The following is a 19,525-nucleotide window of genomic DNA, read 5'->3' as shown; positions in this document are numbered from 1 at the left end:
GGTGTCCCCGGGAACAGCGGGAGAATCGTTGGTGCCACAGCAGTCCGCCGAAGACGCGCCACATGTGATCATCGAGGATCTGGCCTTCCGCCACGGGCGCAAGACCGTGTTCGACGGCTTGTCGCTGACCGTCCCGCGCGGGCGGGTCACGACCGTGATGGGACCGAGCGGTACTGGCAAGACCACATTGCTGCGTCTGATCGGTGGCCAGTTGCGCCCCGATTCCGGGCGCATCTGGGTCGACGGCGAGGAGGTGGCGCGGCTCTCCACCCGGCGGCTGTACGCGTTGCGCAAACGTGTGGGCATGCTGTTCCAGACCGGTGCCCTGCTCAGTGACATGAACGTGTTCGAGAACGTGGCGTTTCCGCTGCGCGAGCACACGAGTCTGCCGGAGCCACTGATTCGCACGCTGGTGCTGATGAAGCTCGAGGCGGTCGGCCTGCGCTCCGCCCGCGATCTGAGTCCGGCGCAGCTCTCGGGCGGAATGGCGCGCCGGGTCGCGCTGGCGCGAGCGATCGCGCTCGACCCGGACATGATCATGTACGACGAGCCCTTCGCCGGGCTCGACCCGATCACGATGGGGCAGATCGTGACCCTGGTCCAGCGCACCAGCCGGGCGCTGGGATTGACCAGCGTTCTGGTCACGCACGACGTGGTGGAGGCGATGGCGATTTCCGACCACGTCGTACTGATCGCAGAGGGCCGGGTGATGGATTCGGGAACGGTGGACGAGGTCCGGGAACGCGCATCCGACTGGACCGGGCAGTTTCTCGAGGGACGGCCCGATGGCCCGGTCCCGTTCCATTACCCGGGCCTGGATTACCGCGGCGATCTGCTGCGAACGGCGGAGCGCGAGCATGATTGAGAGGCTCGCGCGCCTGGGCCGTGCGGGTCTGGGCTGGCTGGCCGTGCTCGGGCGCGCGTCGGTCTTCCTCGTGCGCGTGCTGCGCAGCCAGGACGCGGCGCTGCGTCGGCCCGCCCTGACATTGGCCGAGCTCTACTCGGTCGGCGTGCGTTCACTGTTGATCATCGCAGTATCGGGGCTGTTCGTGGGCATGGTGCTGGGGTACCAGGGGTACATCACGCTGGTGAATTTCGGCGCCGCCGAGGCCCTGGGCGGAGTGGTTGCGCTGTCTCTGGTTCGGGAACTCGGACCGGTGGTCACCGCCCTGCTGTTTGCAGGGCGTGCCGGGTCGGCACTGACCGCCGAGATCGGGCTGATGAAAACCACCGAACAGCTGTCGGCGATGGAGATGATGGCGGTGAATCCGTACCGGCGGGTGTTCGCGCCGCGCTTTCTCGCCGGGTTCGTGTCGATGCCGCTGCTTGCGGCGATATTCAGCGCCGTGGGCGTGATCGGCGGGTACATCGTCGGCGTGGGCTTGCTCGGCGTGGACAGCGGATCCTATTTCTCCCAGATGCAGGCGGTCACGGACTGGCGCGAGGACGTGGTCTCGGGCGTGATCAAGAGCGTGGTGTTCGGATTCGTGGTGACCTGGATCGCGGTGTTCCAGGGTTTCGATGCACAACCGACCTCCGAAGGCATCTCGCGTGCGACGACCCAGACGGTCGTTGTGTCCGCGCTGGCCGTACTCGGCCTGGATTTCATCCTCACCGGGCTGATGTTCGGTGAGGTCTGAGCAAGAGGTATCGTGATGAAGCTGCGCTATCTGGAAGTGTCCGTCGGTCTGTTCGTGTTGCTGGGCATCGCGGCACTGTTCTACCTGGCGATCCAGGTGAGCAACATCGCCGAGTACCGGGATCGCGACACCTACGAGGTGATCGCCTATTTCGATCACATCGGGGGGCTGAAGGTGCGTGCGCCGGTGACCGTCTCCGGTGTCCGGATCGGTCGTGTCGCGTCGATCGAGTACGATCCCGAGCGCTTTCAGGCCCGGGTGACGCTGGCGGTTCGGTCGGGACACGACTACCTGCCGGCGGACACGCAGGCCAGTATTTTCACGGCCGGGCTGCTCGGCGAGCAGTACGTGGCGTTCGAACCGGGCGGTGATTTCGAGATGCTCGGCGACGGCGACGAGGTGCTGTTCACCCAGTCCGCCCTGGTTCTGGAGACGATGATCGGGCGGGTGCTGACCCAGGTGTCGGGCAACTGAGCCCCGATGCGCGGCATCTGCGTGTGCGCCGGCCCTGCAGAAGGCCGGTCCCCGACATTCATAGCGACGAGGTGGTAGCGATGAAACGACCGATATCCGGGATCCTGGCGGGGGCGACCCTGCTGCTGACGCTGACCCTGGCTGCGTTGCCGGCACAGGGATCGACCGCGATCGAGCTGGTCGACGGCGCGATCAACCGCGTGTTGGACACATTGCGGGAGGACGAGGCACGGGCCAAGGCAGAACCCGAATACGTGCTGGAAGTCATCGAGCGGGAGATCATCCCGCTGGTGGACATCGACGGCATGGCCCGCCTGATCCTGGCCCGCCATTGGCGTGATGCCACCGACGCGCAGCGCACCCGTTTCACCGAGGCTTTCCGGGATACCCTGCTCAATGCCTACGGTGTGCGCCTGGCCGATTACCTCGACCGCCAGGTGAACGTGATTGCCCGCCGCTCGCGCGAGGACGAACGCATGGCCGTGGTCGCGACCGAGATCGTGGTGGGCAGCGGACAGCCGAACATCACCGTCAATTATCGCCTGCGGCCGGTGGAAGGCGATTGGCGCGTGTTCGACGTCGAGGCCGAGGGCCTGAGTTTCGTGGGCAACTTCCGGAACCATTTCAATACCGAGATCAACCGCGATGGCCTGGATGCCCTGATCGAACGTCTGGAGGCAGGTGACCGGTCGCTGGTCGAGGAAACGATCGACGACGCGGCATCCGGCGGGGACGCGTCGGGTGGCTGACGCTTCCCTGGTGCTGGAGGGTGCGACCCTGCGTTTCTCCGGACCGCTGACTTTCGCCACGGCGCCCGCGCTGATGGCCCGCGGCGAGGAACTGCTGCCGCGTCTGCCACCGTCGGCGGCGCTGGATCTGTCCGGCGCGACTCGGGTCGACAGTGCCGGCATCGCATTGCTGGTCGAGTTCTGGCGCCAGCGCGAACGGGCCGGCGCCCGGCTGGTGTGGACGGCGGTTCCGGAGGATCTGCGGCCACTGCTGGTACTCTACCGTCTCGAGGAGTTGCTGGGTCCGGATCCCGCGGTGTGAACGCATTCCTCCGCGTCGACGCCGGTTTTGACGGCGCTGGTGAGTCGTTTTCGGTATCATGTCGCGTTCTCGTGCGCGTCCGCACCCGTGCTGCGGGGCGGACACCAATCCCGGATTCCGAATGGACAAACTCATAGTCACCGGGGGGCGGCCGCTGGAAGGGCAGGTCTGGACCTCCGGCGCCAAGAACGCGGTCCTGCCGATTCTTGCCGCCACCCTGCTCGCCGACAGCCCGATGGTGATCGGCAACGTGCCGCATCTTCAGGATGTGACCACCACGATGGAACTGCTCGGCCGGATGGGCGTGACCCTGACGGTCAACGAGCGCATGCGCATCGAGGTGGACCCGACCACGCTCACCCGATGCGTGGCGCCCTATGACCTCGTGAAGACGATGCGCGCGTCGATCCTGGTGCTGGGTCCGCTGCTGGCCAGGTTCGGCGAGGCCGAGGTCTCTCTGCCCGGCGGCTGTGCGATCGGGAGCCGGCCGGTCAATCTGCACCTGAAGGGGCTGGAAGCGATGGGCGCGCAGATCGAGGTTGAAGCCGGCTACATTCACGCCCGTGCGGCGCGCCTGAAGGGGGCGCGGATCGTATTCGACCAGGTCACCGTGACCGGTACCGAGAACCTGCTGATGGCGGCGACCCTGGCCGAGGGCGAAACCCTGATCGAGAACGCCGCACGCGAGCCGGAGGTGGTGGACCTTGCACACTGCCTGATGCGCATGGGTGCGAAGATCCAGGGCGCAGGCACCGACACCATTCACGTGACCGGGGTCGAGACCCTGTCTGGCTGCGAGTACGACGTGATGCCGGACCGGATCGAGACCGGTACCTTCCTGGTCGCCGCGGCGGTCACGCGCGGGCATGTGCGGACCAAGAATACGCGTCCGGAACTGCTCGACGCGGTACTGCTGAAACTCGCCGAGGCCGGTGCCCGGATCGAGACCGGCGAAGACTGGATCGAACTGGACATGCGCGGGCGCCGCCCGAAATGCGTGAACCTGCGCACCGCGCCGTTCCCTGCGTTCCCGACCGACATGCAGGCGCAGATGATGACGCTGAACACCGTGGGCACGGGTACCGGATCGGTCATCGAGACGGTATTCGAGAACCGCTTCATGCATGCCCAGGAGCTGCAGCGCATGGGCGCGGACATCCGCATCGAGGGCAACACCGCGATCGTGACCGGCGTCGAGAGCCTGCACGGGGCACCGGTGATGGCGACCGACCTGCGCGCGTCGGCCAGCCTGATCCTGGCCGGCCTGGTCGCCGAGGGCGAAACCGCGGTGGACCGGATCTACCACATCGACCGAGGGTACGAATGCATCGAGGAGAAACTGAGCCAGATCGGCGCCACCATCCGTCGGGAGCCCGCCTGACATGAGCGCGAACCAGGCCCTGACCATTGCGCTGTCGAAGGGGCGGATCCTGGAAGAGACGCTGCCGCTGCTGGAGCGTGCCGGGGTGGTGCCGCTGGAAGATCCGGCCAAGACCCGCAAGCTGATCATCGAAACGAGCCGGCCGGACGTGAATATCGTGGTGGTGCGTGCGACCGATGTGCCGACCTACGTGCAGCACGGCGCTGCGGCGTTGGGCGTCGCCGGCAAGGACGTGCTGATGGAGCATGGCGGTGCGGGTCTCTACGAACCGCTCGACCTCGGGATCGCCCGTTGCCGGCTGATGCTCGCGGGGCGGCCGGAACACCGGCCGGGCGAGGAGCGCCTGCGCATCGCGACCAAGTTCGTGAACATTGCGCAGCGGTATTTCGCCGCGCAGGGGCGACAGGTCGAGATCATCAAGCTCTATGGCTCGATGGAACTGGCGCCGCTGGTCGGGCTGGCCGACTACATCGTCGACCTCGTTGATACCGGGAACACGCTGAAGGCCAACGGGCTGGCGCCGCTGGAACTGATCGCGCACATCAGTTCGCGGCTGGTGGTCAACAAGGCGGCGATGAAGATGCAGCACGCGCGCATTCAACAACTGATCAAGGCGCTGCGACCGGCGGTCGCGCCCGCGCCTTAGCCGGACTGGAAACATGACGCATCAAACCGATGACCTGAGAATCAAGGGAATCCAGGAGGTCTCCGCGCCGGACGTGGTGCGCGACGAGATTCCGCTGACCGAGGCTGCGGCCGAGACCGTGTTCGCTTCTCGCCAGGCAATCCACCGGATCCTCCATCGCGAGGACGACCGTCTGCTGGTGATCGTCGGGCCCTGTTCGATCCACGACGTCGATGCGGCGATGGACTACGCGGACCGGCTGGTTCGGCTTCGCGGCGAATTGAACGACGCGCTGGAAGTGGTGATGCGCGTCTACTTCGAGAAGCCGCGGACCACGGTCGGGTGGAAGGGACTGATCAACGACCCCGACCTCGACGGCAGTTTCCACATCAACAAGGGCCTGCGCGTTGCCCGCGGCCTGTTGCGCGACCTCGCGGTGCTGGGCATGCCGGCGGCCACCGAATACCTCGACCTGATCAGCCCGCAGTATGTGGCCGACCTGGTGGCCTGGGGTGCGATCGGCGCGCGCACTACCGAGAGCCAGGTGCACCGCGAACTGGCCTCGGGGCTTTCCTGCCCGGTCGGGTTCAAGAACTCGACCGATGGCAGCCTGCAGGTCGCGATCGACGCGATCCGCTCGGCCTCGCGTCCGCACCATTTTCTGTCGGTGACCAAGGCCGGTCGCTCGGCGATCTTTTCCACCGCGGGGAACGAGGATTGCCATATCATCCTGCGCGGCGGGCGGCAGCCGAACTATGATGCCGAAAGCATCGAGCAGGCGTGCCAGCAGCTGCGGGCCGCGGAGCTACCGGAGGTGGTGATGGTGGATTGCAGCCATGCCAACAGCCGCAAGGATCCGGCACGGCAAATCGACGTGGCCCGGTCGCTCGCCGAGCAGGTGGGCGGCGGCAACACGCATATCATCGGCGTGATGCTGGAAAGCCACCTGAAGCCCGGCCGCCAGGACATCGTCCCCGGCAGGCCCCTGGTCTATGGTCAGAGCATTACCGATGCGTGCATGGGCTGGGACGATTCCGGGGCCGCGCTGCAGCTGCTCGCCGAGGCCGTGCGCCGGCGGCGGCAGGCCCGGTGATCCGCGTTCTGCCCGGGTGCTGCGGCGAATCGTGCAGGGAGTCATTACCAGGTAGCCATCACCGGGGAGCCATTACCGATGCCTGAGATTCAGCGACTGGACAGCCGTGAGACCACGTTCTGGGGCGAACTCGACCGCCTTCTGTCCTGGGAGTCGGTCGCCGACCATGGCGTGCGCGCGATCGTCGACGAGATCCTCGCGGCCGTGCGCAGCGAGGGGGATGCGGCGTTGCTGCGCTATACCGCACGCTTCGACCGGCTGTCGGTGGCGCAGGCGTCGGAACTGGAGGTTCCGGCAACACGCCTGCGGGCGGCGCTGGATGGCCTTCCGGCGGCGCAGCGCGACGCGTTGGAGACTGCCGCGGGGCGCATCCGCCGCTACGCCGAATGCCAGCGGATGCAGGACTGGCAGATCGAGGATCCGGACGGCACCGTGCTCGGCCAGCGCGTGACGCCGCTGGACTCGGTGGGTCTGTACGTGCCCGGGGGCAAGGCCGCCTACCCGTCGTCGGTGCTGATGAACGCGATTCCCGCCAAGGTCGCCGGCGTCGGGCTCCTGGTGATGGTCGTGCCCGCCCCGGCCGGCGAGCTGAACGAGCTGGTGCTGGCCGCCGCTGCGGTGGCCGGCGTCGACCGGGTGTTCACGATCGGCGGTGCGCAGGCCGTTGCGGCGCTGGCCCATGGTACCGCGACGATCCCCGCGGTCGACAAGATCGTTGGTCCGGGCAATATCTACGTGGCGGCGGCCAAGCGCGAGGTCTTCGGCACCGTCGGCATCGACATGATCGCCGGGCCGTCCGAGATCCTGGTGGTCTGCGACGGTCAGACCGATCCGGACTGGATCGCGGCCGATCTGTTCTCGCAGGCGGAGCACGACGAGCAGGCGCAGGCGATCCTGGTCTCGCCGGATTCCGCGTTCCTGGAGCGGGTGGCGGAGGCGATGGAGCGCCTGCTACGGGCGATGCCCCGGGCGGAGATCATCCGCACCAGCCTGGGCCGGCGCGGGGCGCTGATCCGCGTGCGCGATCTGGACGAGGCGGTTCGCGTCGCCAACCACATTGCCCCGGAGCACCTGGAGCTGTCGGTAGCCGACCCGCAGGCGCTGCTCGACGCCGGCCTGCGGCACGCGGGGGCCGTCTTCATGGGCCGTTATACTTCCGAGGCGGTGGGGGACTACTGTGCCGGGCCCAACCATGTGCTGCCCACTTCGCGTACCGCGCGCTTCTCGTCGCCGCTGGGCGTCTATGACTTCCAGAAGCGCTCCAGCATCATCGCCTGTTCGCCCGAGGGCGCGGCCGCGCTCGGGCGTACCGCCTCGGTGCTGGCGCGCGGGGAAGGGCTGGTGGCTCATGCGCGCTCTGCGGAGATGCGCGGTGAGTAGCCCCGGCCAGGTCGTCCGGCGGCGGTCCGCATGACGCTGCCCGCCGACCTGATGCGGCCGGAGGTGCTCGCGCAGCCGCCCTATGCCGTTGCCGACGCGACCGGGCTGGTCAAGCTGGATGCGATGGAGAACCCCTATGCCTGGCCCGGCGAACTCGAAGTGGCCTGGCTCGAGGCACTGCGCGGGGTGGAGCTCAACCGCTACCCTGATGCCGGCGGCCGCGCGGTCGTGGCGGCGATCCGGGCCGCGCACGGCGTTCCGGATACCGCGGGCTGCCTGCTCGGAAACGGTTCCGACGAGTTGATCCAGATACTGATCGCGGCGGTCCAGGGCAGCGGCCGGCCGGTGCTGGCGCCGGTGCCGACCTTCGTGATGTACGAGGTACTGGCGCGCGCGGCCGGGGTGCCCTTCGTCGGTGTGCCGCTGACCGGCGATTTCGACCTCGACGGGCAGGCCCTGCTGAACGCCGTCGAGGTACACCGGCCGGCACTGGTCTTCCTGGCCTGCCCGAACAACCCCACGGGTCGGCAGTACGATCCGGGCCTGGTCGAGGCCGTGGTACTCGCGAATCCCGGAGTGACCGTGATCGACGAGGCCTATGCACCCTTCGCTAGCCATACCTTCCTGCCCCGAGCGGGTGTGCCGAAGGGGCTGATGGTGATGCGCACGCTGTCCAAGCTGGGGCTGGCCGGGTTGCGGCTGGGCTATCTGGCGGCAGCAGCAGAGTGGATCGACGCGCTGGATCGCCTGCGGCTGCCGTACAACATCAATTCCCTGACCCAGCGCTCCGCGTTGTTTGCGCTGGCGCACGGATCGGTGCTCGACGGGCAGGCACGCATCCTGAGGGAACAGCGCGCCGTGCTAACGCGCGCGCTGGAGGCGCTGCCAGGGGTGCTCCGCGTGATCCCGAGCGACGCCAATTTCATTCTGTTCCAGGTCGGGGCGGGTCGGGGCCGGCCGGTCTTCGACGCGCTGCGTGCATCCGGCATCCTGATCAGGGACGTCGGTGCCGCGGGCGGCGTGCTTTGCGATCACCTGCGGGTCACGGTCGGCACTCCGGAGCAGAACCGCGGTTTCCTGTTCGCGCTTGAGCAGGCGCTGGACAGCGTGGACTAGTGGATTCGGATCGGCCACCGCTTGGGGTGGCGGAGCTCAGACCGGGCGCTGGTCGACGGTCGCTTCGAGGTGCAGGGCTTCACCGTCCCGCCGGGCCTCGATCTCAAGGCTGTCGCCCGGGCGCTTGCGGGCGATGATGTTCAGCGCCTCCCGCGTGGTCAGCACCTGCTGGCCGTCCAGACGCACGATCACGTCTCCGGGACGCAGCCCGGCGCGGGCCGCAGGTCCCTGGCTCAGGATGCCCGCGATCAGCACGCCGCGGGTGTTGCTGAGCCCAAAGGATTCCGCCAGAGCCCGGTCGAGGGCCTGGACCTCGATGCCCAGCCAGCCGCGCGCCACGTAACCTTTCTCGATGATCTCGTTCATCACGTCGAGCGCCAGATCCACCGGGATCGCGAAGCCGATCCCGTGCGATCCCCCGGAGCGGGTGAAGATCGCGGTGCTGATACCGATCAATTCCCCGGTGGCATTGATCAGGGCTCCCCCGGAGTTGCCAGGATTGATAGCGGCGTCGGTCTGGATGAAGTCCTCGAACAGGTTGATGCCGAGTTCGGTGCGTCCGGTCGCGCTGACGATTCCCTGGGTTACGGTCTGGCCGACGCCGAAGGGGTTGCCGATCGCGAGCACCACGTCGCCTACCGCGAGGTCGTTGGAGCGGCCGATGCTGGCGGCAGTCAGCTCGCCGGCCGCGATGCGCAGCACCGCGAGGTCCGTGTCCGGGTCGATGCCGATGATCTCGGCGGGGTGGGCGGAGCCGTCGGCCAGTACGACTGCAATGGCCTCCGCCTTCTCGATGACGTGATGGTTGGTCAGGATGTGCCCCGTCGGGCTCACGATCACGCCCGAGCCGAGGCTTGCCTGTTCGCGGCCCTCCGGATGTCCCTCGAACGGGTGTTCGCGCGGACCGAGGTCGCCCGTCAGCGGACCCGGGAACTCGACCGTCCGCGAGGTCATGATGTTGACGACCGCCGGTGCGGCCCGCGCGACGCCGGTCGCGTAGGATACGGGTCCGTGGGCCGGCACACCGGGTACCTGAAGCACGGCTGCGGGGCCATTCCGGTCCGGGTCCAGCAGGCCGGGGAAGAACACGGCCACGATCACGGCCACCGCGACGCCGGCCAGCGCCGCTTGCACGAGGAAACGCGAAAGATTCACCATTGCATGACTATACCATTGCCGATTCAACCCTTGGGCGTGCCGATGGGCTCGACCCGCGAATTCCGGAGGGTTCCAGGATGCCCGACTGTGCCGATCGCGATGCCCTCTTGCGGGCGCTGGACACGGAACTGGAGTCGCAGCGTTTCCAGGATTACTGCCCGAACGGACTCCAGGTCGAGGGGCGGTCGGAGATCCGGCGGATCGTCAGCGGCGTCACGGCCTCGCTGGCGCTGATCGAGGCCGCGGTAGCGCTCGAGGCGGACCTCTTGCTGGTGCACCACGGCTACTTCTGGCGGGGCGAACCCCAGCCGGTCACCGGAATGAAGCGCCGTCGCCTGCAGACCCTGCTGCGCCATGAGATCAACCTGGTGGCCTATCATCTGCCGTTGGATGCGCACCCGCGGCTCGGGAACAACGCGCAGCTGGCGCTGCGTCTCGGGCTCGAAACCGAAGACGTGCTGCGTGCGGACGGCGTCGGCCTGGTGGGGCGCCTGCCCGAGCCGATCCCGGCCCGCGAGTTCGCGGCCCGGATCGAGTCCGCGCTCGGGCGCACGCCGCTGTGGATCGACAGCGGGGCCGACCCGGTGGGGCGCGTGGCCTGGTGCACCGGCGCGGCACAGTCGCTGCTGGTCGACGCGGCCGCAGCCGGGGCCGACGCGTATGTCAGCGGCGAGATCTCCGAGCAGACCACGCACGAGGCCCGCGAACTGGGCATCCACTATATCGCCGCCGGGCACCACGCGACCGAGCGTTACGGGCCGCGGGCGCTCGGCGACTGGTGCGCCGAGCGCTTCGGTGTGGAGCACCGTTTCGTTGACCTTCCGAATCCCGCTTAGCGCCTGCAGCGGATTTCGTAAACTCTTTTTGAAGCAATGCGTTGGGGCTTGATGCCGGTTCGCGCGCGAACTTTTCGTCCGGTCGGGCCGATGTGCGTCTGGCCACTACCCCGCTTGACCCCATTAGCGTGTTAGTGAATTCTATCGGATTTTATCGGCCCCGAACGGGCCCGCGATCCCCTGTGCAGCCGATTCCGGGTGGCCCCGGAAAATGGCGATGCGGGCATCGCCAACGCATCCGAAACCTCAGCTGGAGATAGCAAGATGGCAGACCAAGGCGTGGACCGAAGGCGGCGCCGGTTTCTGGTGGCGGCGACCACGGTGGTCGGCGGTGCGGGGGTAGCGGCACTGGCCGTGCCCTTCGTAGCCTCCTTGCAGCCGAGCGCGCGGGCTCAGGCCGCCGGCGCGCCGGTGGAGGTGAACGTCACGCAGATCGAGCCGGGGCAGCGCATCAGTGTGGCCTGGCGTGGTCGGCCCGTCTGGGTGGTCCGGCGCACCCCGGAGATGCTCGAATTGCTGCCGGAGATCCATGGCCGGCTGCGCGACCCCGATTCCGAGGTGGCGGCCCAGCAACCCGAGTATGCCCAGAACACGTACCGCTCGATCAAGCCGGAGATCCTGGTTCTGATCGGGCTGTGCACGCACCTGGGCTGCTCGCCCGCGTTTCGTCCGGAAATCGGCGCGGCGGAGCTCGGTAGCGACTGGCCGGGCGGCTGGTTCTGCGGCTGCCACGGCTCCCGTTTCGACATGGCGGGCCGCGTGTACCGCAACATGCCGGCTGCATTGAACCTGGAGGTGCCTCCGCACCGTTACCTCAGCGACGACGTGATCCTCGTGGGTGAGCACGCCGAAGGAGGCACTGCATAATGGCTGGCAATACGGCTGACAAGATCCAGGGAGGGCTGCTGGGCTGGGTGGATGCCCGTTTTCCGCTGTCCCAGCTCTGGAATGACCACCTCGCGCGCTATTACGCGCCGAAGAATTTCAACTTCTGGTACTACTTCGGTTCGCTTGCCCTGCTGGTGCTGGTGATCCAGATCGTGACCGGCATTTTCCTGACGATGTTCTTCAAGCCCGATGCCGAACTGGCCTTCGCGTCGGTCGAGTACATCATGCGCGACGTAGAATGGGGCTGGCTGATCCGGTACATGCATTCCACCGGCGCGTCGTTCTTCTTCGTCGTGGTCTACTTGCATATGTTCCGCGCGCTGCTCTACGGATCCTACAAGAAGCCGCGCGAACTGATCTGGATCTTCGGTGTACTGATCTACGTGGTGTTGATGGCCGAAGCCTTCGCCGGCTACCTGCTGCCCTGGGGCCAGATGTCGTACTGGGGAGCACAGGTGATCGTGAACCTGTTCGCGACCATCCCCTACATCGGCCCCGACCTGGTGACCTGGATCCGCGGCGATTTCCTGCTCTCCGATGCGACCCTGACCCGCTTCTTCGCGCTGCACGTGATCGCACTGCCGCTGGTGCTGCTGCTGTTGATCGTCGCGCACGTGATCGCGCTGCACGAGGTGGGCTCCAACAACCCCGACGGCGTCGAGATCAAGGCGAACAAGGACGAAAACGGAATTCCCCGCGACGGGATCCCGTTCCATCCCTACTACACCGTGAAGGATTTGGTCGGTGTCGGCGTATTTTTCATCGCGTTTTTCGCGGTGGTGTTCTTCGCGCCGGAGATGGGCGGCCTGTTCCTGAAGCCCGCGAACATGATTCCGGCCGACCCGCTGGTCACTCCGGACCTGATCCCGCCGGTTTGGTACTTCACCTCGTTCTATTCGATCCTGCGTGCGGTGCCGGACCCGTTCCTGGGCGTGGTTGCGATGGGGGCTGCGGTGACGATCCTGTTCTTCGTGCCCTGGATCGACCGGAACCCGGTCAAGTCCATCCGCTACCGCTCCTTTGCGCACAAGCTGAACCTCGCGGTGTTCGTCGTGACCTTCGTGGTTCTCGGCTATCTGGGGCTGCAGCAGGTGACCACGCTGTACGGTGAGCTGACGCTGCGCTTCGGCGTGATGTACTTCCTCTTCTTCTGGCTGCTGTGGTTCCACAGCCGGGAGCGGTCCGCAGTCTTCACCCTGCTGTCCTTCGTGGTATTGGTCGGGCTCTATTCGCTGTACGACTACACGCGTTTTGACCCGGCCAACGCCCAGCTGTTGTTGACCGCCTGGCTGCTGCCCACCGCCTACCTGTTCGTCACCATGGTTGTGCCCGCCTTCGCGCGCAACATGGGTCGAGACCGTCCCGTTCCAGCAAGGGTGACCGCCTGATGAAACCGCTGATCGCCATTCTTGCCCTGGCCGTTCTGGCGCTGGGCCCCGTGTCCCTTCAGGCGGCGGGTCCTGCCGTCCCGCTGGACCGCGTGAACGTGGATGTGACCAACCAAGCCTCGCTGCAGCGCGGTGCCCAGCTCTTCTTCAACTATTGTGTGGGATGTCATTCGGCGCAGTACATGCGCTACAGCCGCGTGGGGGACGACCTCGGCCTGACCGAGAACCAGCTCATCCAGTCGATGATCTTCACCACCGACGAGGAGGGCGAACTGGTGGCGCCCGGGTCGCTCATTACCAATGCGATGACCGCCGCCTATGGCGAAGAGGCCTTTGGCATCGCGACGCCCGACCTTACACTGGTCGCCCGCGTGCGGGGCCAAGACTGGCTGTACAGTTTCCTGCGCAGCTTCTACCTGGACGAGTCGCGGCCGCTGGGTGTGAACAACGCGGTGTTCGAGAACGTCGGGATGCCACATCCCCTGTGGGAGCTGCAGGGCTGGCAGGAGAAGCACGTTGACCGTGAGGGGAATGTTCGGCTGCAGGTGGTGGAGGCCGGGATGCTCAGCGGACCGGAGTACGATCGTGCAATACGCGACCTGGTGACCTTTCTCTCCTACCTGGCCGAACCGATGCAGGCCGAGCGCCAGCGCATCGGGATGTACGTGATGCTGTTCCTGCTGGTTTTCCTTGGGTTTGCCTACCTGTTGAAAAAGGAATACTGGAAAGACGTACACTAGGACAGGGCGGTGTGCGGGCAGACCGTGCCCTGCCATTCGCCGGAGTTTGCCGTATTGACCCGCACACCGCGGGGGACGGGGAGAAAGCCATGGCGCTGGTCGCCAACAGACGTTCCGTGATGACCCTTTTTTCGGCGCACAACTGCGTGCGCTGCCATCGCATCCGCATCATTCTCGCCGAGAAGGACATCGCGGTCGACGTGGTCAATCTGGCTCCCGACGAGCTGCCCGAGGATCTCTCCGACCTGAATCCCTACAACGAGGTGCCGACCCTGGTCGATCGGGATCTGGCGCTGTACGGCACGCATGTGATCACCGAGTATCTCGACGAGCGTTTTCCCCATCCGCCGCTGATGCCGGTCGACCCGGTGTCGCGGGCGGCGGCGCGGCTCGCGCTGTACCGGGTGGAACGCGACTGGTATGCGGGCATGGACCTGATCGCGCAGTCCAGCGGCGCGGCTCTCACCAAGGCGCGGAAGATGCTGCGCGAGAGTCTGCTGAACGCGACCGAGATCTTCGAACTGAAGCCGTATTTCCTCAGCGACGAGTTCAGTATCGTCGATGCGGCGATTGCGCCGGTGATGTGGCGCCTGCCCTGGGCCGGCATTGCGATCGACACCCTGCCGAAGGCGATCCAGGTCTATGCGGACCGGGTCTGCCAGCGCGAATCGTTTCGAATGAGCCTCACGGAGGCCGAACGGGAGCTCCGAGAATGACCCCCTCGCGTCCGTATCTCGTCCGCGCCCTGCTGGACTGGATCGTCGACAATTCGATGACCCCGCATCTGCTCGTCGACGCTACCCGTCCGGGCGTGACGGTGCCGGAGCAGTTCGTACAGGACGGCAAGATCACGCTGAACATCGGGCCAGCGGCGGTGCAGGCGCTGCAACTGGACAATGATGCCATTTCCTTCTCGGCGCGTTTCGCGGGCCGGCCGATGCAGGTGTACCTGCCGATGGGTTCCGTGCTCGCGATCTTTGCGCGCGAAAACGGGCAGGGGATGATGTTCGGCAACGAGCCCGGGTCCGAGTTGCAGCCGGAATCCGAATCGGCCGACGACGCCGGGCCGGGAGAGACCGCAGACGCCAAGTCCAGGCCGACCCGGCCCAGGAAGGGGCCCAGTCTGAAGGTCGTCAAGTAGCGTCGGGTCCGGGCAGCCCCTTGCCTGGATTCATGATTCCGTCGGGATCGAAGACCCGGCGCAGGCCGTGCATCAGCGCCAGCGCCTCGGGATCCAGTTCCCGGCGGATGAATTCGCGTTTGACCAGCCCCACGCCGTGTTCTCCCGACAGCGTGCCGCGCAGGCGCAGCACCAGGCCGAAGACCTCGTCCAGGCACTGCTCGGCGGCCTGCATCTGCACCGGATCATCGGGATCCACCAGCAGGTTCACATGGATGTTGCCGTTGCCCGCGTGACCGAAGTTGACGATCCGGATTCCGTGCCGGCGGCCCAGTTCGCCGAGGCCGTCGATCAGTGCGGGGATCCGGGACACCGGAACCACCACGTCTTCGTTGATCTTCTTTGGCGCGATGTTGCGCAGTGCCGGCGACAGCGCCTTGCGGGTGCGCCAGAGGCGGTCTGCGTCGGCGTCGCTGGTCGCGACCTCGATCCCCAGGCAGCCGTCGCCGCGTGCCGCGGTGGCGACTGCTTCTGCGGCAAATCCGATCTGGCTGGCCGCGCCGTCGACCTCGATCATCAACAATGCGCCGGCGTGTTCGGGAAGCTCGCTGTCGGCATAGCCGCGGATCATGTCGATCGCCGCCGCGTCCATGAACTCCAACGCACAGGGGGTGACCGGCTGCGCCATGATCCGCGCCACCGCCGCCGCCGCCGCATGCATGTCCCGGTACACGGCCTGGAGCAGGCGCCGGGTCTCGGGCAGCGGCGTCAGCCGCAGGCTGGCCTCGGTGATCACGGCCAGCGTTCCTTCGGAGCCGATCAAGAGCCGGGTCAGGTCGTATCCGACCACCCCCTTGGTCGTGTACACGCCGGTGCGCAGCGCAGCGCCGGTGCCGGCGACCGCGGCGAGCCCCAGCGTGTTCTCCCGCGGGGTCCCGTACTTGACCGCGCGAGGCCCGGCCGAGTTGTAGGCCAGATTGCCGCCGACCGTGCAATAGGCGCTGCTGGTCGGGTCGGGCGGCCAGAAGAAACCGTGCCGGCCCGCAGCCGCCTGGACCTCGGCGTTGGTGGCGCCGGGTTCGGCCACCAGCCAGCGATTGTCCGGGTCGACCTCGACGATCCGGTTCATCCGCTCCGTCGACAGCACCAGTCCGCCCTGCAGCGGAACGACGGCGCCGGTGGTTCCCGTCCCGCGCCCCCGCATGATCAGCGGTGCGCGCAGCCGCCGGCACAGCCGCACCAGTTCGACGATGCCCTGCGGGTCGCGGGCGAAAGCGACCGCGTCCGGCGGGGCATGCAGGCGTGAGTTGTCGGCGCCGTAGGCCCAGCAGTCGGCCGGGTCGAGCAGCCGATCCTCTGCCGGCAGCATCCGTTCGAGTTCGCGCTGTAGCGGGGTCACCAGGATTCCTCCTGGATCGCATCCTGCAGCCACTCGATCCGGTTGCCCGCATCGAGCACCAGCACGTCGAACCGCACCGGCCCCTGCCAGCGGGTCTGTTGCAGGTACGCCGCGGCGGTCCGCCGCAGGCGCTGGCATTTGCGCCGATCGATGCTCTCGGCGCCGTCGGCGAAGCCGCGGTGACTGCGCTTGCGTACCTCGACGAATACCAGCACCCCGCCTTCCCGCGCGATCAGGTCGATCTCGCCGAACGGCCTGCGGTAGTTGCGCGCGACGATGCCCAGACCCTGGCGTTCGAGGAAGCGCTCGGCCTCGCGCTCCGCAGCCTGCCCGCGTAACGCCGGGAGTACCATCAGTCGTCGTTCGCCGGTCCCGGTGCGGCGTGCACCGGCACCGGCGTGCCATTGCGGAACTCGAACCAGCCGGGTTCGCGTACCCAGCTGCGCGTCAGCGGCTGCCAGGCCCAGTTGCCGGCCGCGCCCCGGGCCTCGAGCTGGGGAGCGCGCCGATAGCGGCCGAGTTCGGTGATGAGTCCGCCGGCATCGATTCCCAGCGCGGCGAAGCGCGGCAGCCGTGCCGCAGCGGAGTCGCTCTCGGACTCGCCGTCGGCCTCGAACTCGACCTTGGCCTCGAGCTGCTGCCGGAGTCCCGGCTCGGGGTTCAGTTCGGGAAACATCCAGGGCGCGTCGGGGAAGCGCAACCCGCTCAAGTCTTCATCGAGCATCGGTTGCGGCCGCCCCTCGTAAGCATGCGAGGTGGCCAGCATCGGCAGCCGGTGTGCGCGGTGATAATGCAGGTGCGGCACGACCATGCGCAGGTCGCGCGCGGGTCCGGCGATGAAGATCCCGTCGACATCGGCGCGAATCTGCGGATCGCCCTGCAGGCGCAGCCCGAGCTGTCGTCCCAGGCGACCGATGCGCGCCTCGGACTCATCGACCCCGAGCATCGCACCGATCTGTGCGTTCAGGTCCGCGGCGCGCGCCTGGAACCGGTACTCGGTGGCCACGCGGCCATCGCTGGACTCGAAGGTCTCGCGGAATGCATCCGCGACGCGCTCCCCGAACGTCCCCTCGGGTACCAGCACCAGGGCGTTGTGCCAGCCGGTGGCGCGGGCCTCTGCCGCTGCCGCCCGGGCGTCGTCTTCGGGCGCGAGTGACAGCACCGAGAACGACTCGGGCAGGGGCTGCACGGGCTGGTTCAGCAGGAGCGTCGGTGGTCCCGCTCCGATTGCCGCTACCCGGTCCACTGCTTCCCGGGTGAGGGGGCCGATGATGCGGTCGACGCCCTCACCGATCGCGTTGCGGTAGTGTGCCTCGGCCAGAGCCGGTTCGCCTTCGGTGTCGAACACCCGCAGCGGGACCCCGTATCCATGGTCCCGGGTAAGGCGTGCGCTGATGCCGTCGAGCACGGCGTTGCCGAGCTCGGCAAGCGAGCCGGACAGCGGCAGCAATACCGCGATGCGGCGCGGCGGGGCATCGAGTCTGAGCGTGGCCTCGCGCAGATCCGGCAGAAGAATACGCGCGTTGTGGCCCGGATGCGCCTGTCCCCACTCGTCAGCCGCGCGATCGAAAGCCTGCGGATCGGCACCCGCCGTTCGCAGCGCTGCGAACAACTCGGCCCAGCCGCGCTCGGCTTCGCTTGCATCCCGGCCGCGCAGTTGCGCTCGCTGGATCGTCTCGACGGTGGCCAGCAGATTCCAGATGAATTGCTGATTCTCTTGCTGCCGCGCGGGATCCTCCAGCAGACGCGGATCCAGCGCGATGCGGGCCCGCAGTGCGCCGTTCCAGGTGCCGGTTGTGGTCAACAACTCGGCATGGAGGGCAAGGGCGTCGAAATGCAGTACCGAATCCGGATCGCCGTCCACCGGCGGCAGGCGTTCGAGCGCGGTTCCAGGAGCGTTCTGCACCCAGGCCAGCCGCGCCCCCCGGTAGCGGTCCGCGAGATGAGCGCTCCCTGCTTCCGGCAACCGGCTCCAGAGCCGCTCTGCCCGCAGCAGCAGGCCGCCATCGGGGCCGTCCAGTGCCAGCACGGCATCAATCGCCCGGCGCGACGCGTCCGCCGAAGGAGTGGCCTCCGCTTCGATCAGCAGGGTCCGGGCCCTCTCCAGCGGGGTTACTTCGATCTCGGCAGGCGGCGGGACGGCCGGAGTGGACGGGGCGGGCGGCGGGGGAACCGCGCAGGCCGAGAGCAGGGCGGCTAGGAACAGAAGCGCGAGGAGGTGTCGGGCAGCGGTTCCGCGCGCGGGTACGGTCGTGTGCGTTAGAGTCACGGGGGATTCGTGTGCAGGGGTAGGAGGCCAGTATTGAAAGACCATCAGACGCTGTCAACGCGGCCCGGGACGCTCTGGGTGGTCGCGACGCCGATCGGAAACCTCGAGGATCTGAGCCCGCGGGCACGGCGGATCCTGGGGGAGGCCGACCTGGTCGTGGCGGAAGATACCCGCCACAGCGGGCGCCTGCTGGCCTATCTCGGGCTGTCGAAGCCGCTGCTCAGCCTGCACGAGCACAACGAGGCCGCGCGGGTTCCGCAGCTGCTGGAGCGCCTGCGCCAGGGCGCGCACCTCGCACTGGTCTCGGATGCCGGCACGCCGCTGGTCTCGGATCCCGGCTATCGGCTGGTACGGGCCGTCCGCGAGGGGGGGCTGCCGGTGTTCCCGGTCCCCGGGCCGAGCGCGGTGATGGCCGCGTTGTCGGTCGCCGGGCTGCCTTCCGACCGGTTCTGGTTCGAGGGGTTTCTGCCCGCGTCGGTGTCGGCGCGTCGGCAGCGTCTCGAGAAGCTTCTGACCCTGCCGGTCACGGTCTGCTGTTTCGAGTCTGCGCACCGTATCCGGGCGAGCGCGGGGGATCTGGCGGATCTGGCGCCGGAACGCGAGGTAGTGCTGGCCCGGGAGATCACCAAGCAGTTCGAGCAACATTACTTCGGTTTCGCCGCGACGCTCCCGGAATGGCTCGGCGCGGACCCGAACCGGGGCCGTGGCGAATTCGTGCTGCTGATCGCCGGGGCGCAGGAATCGGCGGAGGGGGGCGAGCCCGGTGGCGGCGTCACCGCCGAGGAGGAGCGGGTGCTCGACGTGCTGCTGGCGGCGCTTCCGCTGAAGCAGGCCGTGAAACTGGCGGTGCAGCTGACCGGTGTTCCCCGCAACCGCCTCTATTCCCGTGCGTTGGCCCGGCAGCGCTGATGCCGGCGCCGGGGGCGGGCAGACTTGCGCCGGGGGATGCATGAGCGTACAAGATGCTA

General features: G+C 67.5%; 21 protein-coding genes. 17 read left to right on the top strand and 4 right to left on the bottom strand.

The features are described from left to right. Positions 1-31: 31 nt before the first annotated feature. The 10 genes from TVNIR_RS12455 (at position 32) to hisC (ending at position 8,759) form a co-directional block, all read left to right on the top strand. On the top strand, positions 32-865 hold the full coding sequence (locus TVNIR_RS12455; RefSeq protein ID WP_043740633.1) for an ABC transporter ATP-binding protein: 834 nt from the start codon (positions 32-34) through the stop codon (positions 863-865). Next, entirely contained in the window at positions 858-1,640 is a 783-nt protein-coding gene (mlaE, locus tag TVNIR_RS12450) for a lipid asymmetry maintenance ABC transporter permease subunit MlaE (RefSeq protein ID WP_015259385.1), read from the top strand. The genes TVNIR_RS12455 and mlaE overlap by 8 nt, the downstream gene beginning before the upstream one ends. Before the next feature lie 15 nt (positions 1,641-1,655). Next, complete coding sequence (gene mlaD / locus TVNIR_RS12445; protein ID WP_043739701.1) at positions 1,656-2,114, top strand: outer membrane lipid asymmetry maintenance protein MlaD; 459 nt, start codon at positions 1,656-1,658, stop codon at positions 2,112-2,114. Positions 2,115-2,194: 80 nt separating this feature from the next. Next, entirely contained in the window at positions 2,195-2,863 is a 669-nt protein-coding gene (locus TVNIR_RS12440) for an MlaC/ttg2D family ABC transporter substrate-binding protein (RefSeq protein WP_015259383.1), read from the top strand. Beyond that, positions 2,856-3,164: an STAS domain-containing protein gene (locus tag TVNIR_RS12435; RefSeq protein ID WP_043739699.1), complete on the top strand. Its 309-nt coding sequence runs from the start codon at positions 2,856-2,858 to the stop codon at positions 3,162-3,164. Before TVNIR_RS12440 ends, TVNIR_RS12435 begins: the two co-directional genes overlap by 8 nt. 121 nt (positions 3,165-3,285) lie before the next feature. Beyond that, positions 3,286-4,545, top strand: a complete 1,260-nt coding sequence (gene murA / locus TVNIR_RS12430) for a UDP-N-acetylglucosamine 1-carboxyvinyltransferase (protein ID WP_015259381.1) — start codon at positions 3,286-3,288, stop codon at positions 4,543-4,545. A gap of 1 nt (position 4,546) precedes the next feature. Then, positions 4,547-5,191 (top strand): ATP phosphoribosyltransferase, encoded by a 645-nt coding sequence (gene hisG, locus TVNIR_RS12425; protein ID WP_015259380.1) that lies wholly within the window; start codon positions 4,547-4,549, stop codon positions 5,189-5,191. A 13-nt stretch (positions 5,192-5,204) separates the two neighbouring features. Beyond that, on the top strand, positions 5,205-6,263 hold the full coding sequence (locus TVNIR_RS12420; protein ID WP_015259379.1) for a 3-deoxy-7-phosphoheptulonate synthase: 1,059 nt from the start codon (positions 5,205-5,207) through the stop codon (positions 6,261-6,263). A gap of 78 nt (positions 6,264-6,341) precedes the next feature. Then, on the top strand, positions 6,342-7,643 hold the full coding sequence (hisD, locus tag TVNIR_RS12415; RefSeq protein WP_015259378.1) for a histidinol dehydrogenase: 1,302 nt from the start codon (positions 6,342-6,344) through the stop codon (positions 7,641-7,643). 30 nt (positions 7,644-7,673) lie between these two features. Next, on the top strand, positions 7,674-8,759 hold the full coding sequence (gene hisC, locus TVNIR_RS12410; RefSeq protein WP_015259377.1) for a histidinol-phosphate transaminase: 1,086 nt from the start codon (positions 7,674-7,676) through the stop codon (positions 8,757-8,759). Between the two features lie 36 nt (positions 8,760-8,795). Here the strand turns inward: hisC and TVNIR_RS12405 are convergent, their stop codons facing one another. Beyond that, positions 8,796-9,917 (bottom strand): S1C family serine protease, encoded by a 1,122-nt coding sequence (locus TVNIR_RS12405; protein WP_015259376.1) that lies wholly within the window; start codon positions 9,915-9,917, stop codon positions 8,796-8,798. A 77-nt stretch (positions 9,918-9,994) separates the two neighbouring features. Here TVNIR_RS12405 and TVNIR_RS12400 point away from each other — a divergent pair, with 77 nt between their 5' ends. The 6 genes from TVNIR_RS12400 (at position 9,995) to TVNIR_RS12375 (ending at position 14,910) form a co-directional block, all read left to right on the top strand. Further along, entirely contained in the window at positions 9,995-10,753 is a 759-nt protein-coding gene (locus tag TVNIR_RS12400; protein WP_015259375.1) for a Nif3-like dinuclear metal center hexameric protein, read from the top strand. A gap of 264 nt (positions 10,754-11,017) precedes the next feature. Beyond that, entirely contained in the window at positions 11,018-11,620 is a 603-nt protein-coding gene (gene petA / locus TVNIR_RS12395) for a ubiquinol-cytochrome c reductase iron-sulfur subunit (RefSeq protein ID WP_015259374.1), read from the top strand. Further along, a complete protein-coding gene (locus tag TVNIR_RS12390) occupies positions 11,620-13,029 on the top strand; it encodes a cytochrome b (protein WP_015259373.1) in 1,410 nt (469 codons plus the stop codon). The genes petA and TVNIR_RS12390 overlap by 1 nt, the downstream gene beginning before the upstream one ends. Next, positions 13,029-13,769, top strand: coding sequence for a cytochrome c1 (locus tag TVNIR_RS12385; protein WP_015259372.1), 741 nt, complete (start codon positions 13,029-13,031; stop codon positions 13,767-13,769). Before TVNIR_RS12390 ends, TVNIR_RS12385 begins: the two co-directional genes overlap by 1 nt. An 89-nt stretch (positions 13,770-13,858) precedes the next feature. Beyond that, positions 13,859-14,485 (top strand): glutathione S-transferase N-terminal domain-containing protein, encoded by a 627-nt coding sequence (locus TVNIR_RS12380; RefSeq protein ID WP_015259371.1) that lies wholly within the window; start codon positions 13,859-13,861, stop codon positions 14,483-14,485. After that, positions 14,482-14,910: a ClpXP protease specificity-enhancing factor gene (locus tag TVNIR_RS12375; RefSeq protein WP_015259370.1), complete on the top strand. Its 429-nt coding sequence runs from the start codon at positions 14,482-14,484 to the stop codon at positions 14,908-14,910. Before TVNIR_RS12380 ends, TVNIR_RS12375 begins: the two co-directional genes overlap by 4 nt. On the opposite strand, the gene TVNIR_RS12370 is transcribed toward TVNIR_RS12375, so the two are convergent. The 3 genes from TVNIR_RS12370 to TVNIR_RS12360 are packed head-to-tail and all read right to left on the bottom strand — an operon-like array spanning position 14,903 to position 18,557. Next, positions 14,903-16,288 carry an FAD-binding oxidoreductase gene (locus TVNIR_RS12370; RefSeq protein ID WP_015259369.1) on the bottom strand — a complete coding sequence of 462 codons (1,386 nt, stop codon included), beginning with the start codon at positions 16,286-16,288 and terminating at the stop codon, positions 14,903-14,905. The two genes, TVNIR_RS12375 and TVNIR_RS12370, sit on opposite strands and share 8 nt — an antisense overlap. Next, entirely contained in the window at positions 16,285-16,641 is a 357-nt protein-coding gene (locus TVNIR_RS12365) for a YraN family protein (protein ID WP_015259368.1), read from the bottom strand. The genes TVNIR_RS12370 and TVNIR_RS12365 overlap by 4 nt, the downstream gene beginning before the upstream one ends. Beyond that, positions 16,641-18,557 (bottom strand): penicillin-binding protein activator, encoded by a 1,917-nt coding sequence (locus TVNIR_RS12360; RefSeq protein ID WP_169794302.1) that lies wholly within the window; start codon positions 18,555-18,557, stop codon positions 16,641-16,643. Before TVNIR_RS12360 ends, TVNIR_RS12365 begins: the two co-directional genes overlap by 1 nt. Before the next feature lie 78 nt (positions 18,558-18,635). Here TVNIR_RS12360 and rsmI point away from each other — a divergent pair, with 78 nt between their 5' ends. Further along, positions 18,636-19,466, top strand: a complete 831-nt coding sequence (rsmI, locus tag TVNIR_RS12355) for a 16S rRNA (cytidine(1402)-2'-O)-methyltransferase (RefSeq protein ID WP_015259366.1) — start codon at positions 18,636-18,638, stop codon at positions 19,464-19,466. Positions 19,467-19,525 lie beyond the last annotated feature (59 nt).

The sequence above is a fragment of the Thioalkalivibrio nitratireducens DSM 14787 genome, assembly GCF_000321415.2.
Lineage (GTDB): Bacteria > Pseudomonadota > Gammaproteobacteria > Ectothiorhodospirales > Ectothiorhodospiraceae > Thioalkalivibrio > Thioalkalivibrio nitratireducens.
Note: the sequence above shows the minus strand (reverse complement) of the source record. Positions and strands in the feature narration are given on the sequence as shown.

Excerpts from the sequence above, each read along its gene's own strand:
- mlaE (WP_015259385.1), top strand. The coding sequence starts at position 858 with ATGATTGAGAGGCTCGCGCGCCTGGGCCGTGCGGGTCTGGGCTGGCTG.
- mlaD (WP_043739701.1), top strand. The coding sequence starts at position 1,656 with ATGAAGCTGCGCTATCTGGAAGTGTCCGTCGGTCTGTTCGTGTTGCTG.
- TVNIR_RS12440 (WP_015259383.1), top strand. The coding sequence starts at position 2,195 with ATGAAACGACCGATATCCGGGATCCTGGCGGGGGCGACCCTGCTGCTG.
- murA (WP_015259381.1), top strand. The coding sequence starts at position 3,286 with ATGGACAAACTCATAGTCACCGGGGGGCGGCCGCTGGAAGGGCAGGTC.
- hisG (WP_015259380.1), top strand. The coding sequence starts at position 4,547 with ATGAGCGCGAACCAGGCCCTGACCATTGCGCTGTCGAAGGGGCGGATC.
- TVNIR_RS12420 (WP_015259379.1), top strand. The coding sequence starts at position 5,205 with ATGACGCATCAAACCGATGACCTGAGAATCAAGGGAATCCAGGAGGTC.
- hisD (WP_015259378.1), top strand. The coding sequence starts at position 6,342 with ATGCCTGAGATTCAGCGACTGGACAGCCGTGAGACCACGTTCTGGGGC.
- hisC (WP_015259377.1), top strand. The coding sequence starts at position 7,674 with ATGACGCTGCCCGCCGACCTGATGCGGCCGGAGGTGCTCGCGCAGCCG.
- TVNIR_RS12405 (WP_015259376.1), bottom strand. The coding sequence starts at position 9,917 with ATGGTGAATCTTTCGCGTTTCCTCGTGCAAGCGGCGCTGGCCGGCGTC.
- TVNIR_RS12400 (WP_015259375.1), top strand. The coding sequence starts at position 9,995 with ATGCCCGACTGTGCCGATCGCGATGCCCTCTTGCGGGCGCTGGACACG.
- petA (WP_015259374.1), top strand. The coding sequence starts at position 11,018 with ATGGCAGACCAAGGCGTGGACCGAAGGCGGCGCCGGTTTCTGGTGGCG.
- TVNIR_RS12390 (WP_015259373.1), top strand. The coding sequence starts at position 11,620 with ATGGCTGGCAATACGGCTGACAAGATCCAGGGAGGGCTGCTGGGCTGG.
- TVNIR_RS12385 (WP_015259372.1), top strand. The coding sequence starts at position 13,029 with ATGAAACCGCTGATCGCCATTCTTGCCCTGGCCGTTCTGGCGCTGGGC.
- TVNIR_RS12380 (WP_015259371.1), top strand. The coding sequence starts at position 13,859 with ATGGCGCTGGTCGCCAACAGACGTTCCGTGATGACCCTTTTTTCGGCG.
- TVNIR_RS12375 (WP_015259370.1), top strand. The coding sequence starts at position 14,482 with ATGACCCCCTCGCGTCCGTATCTCGTCCGCGCCCTGCTGGACTGGATC.
- TVNIR_RS12365 (WP_015259368.1), bottom strand. The coding sequence starts at position 16,641 with ATGGTACTCCCGGCGTTACGCGGGCAGGCTGCGGAGCGCGAGGCCGAG.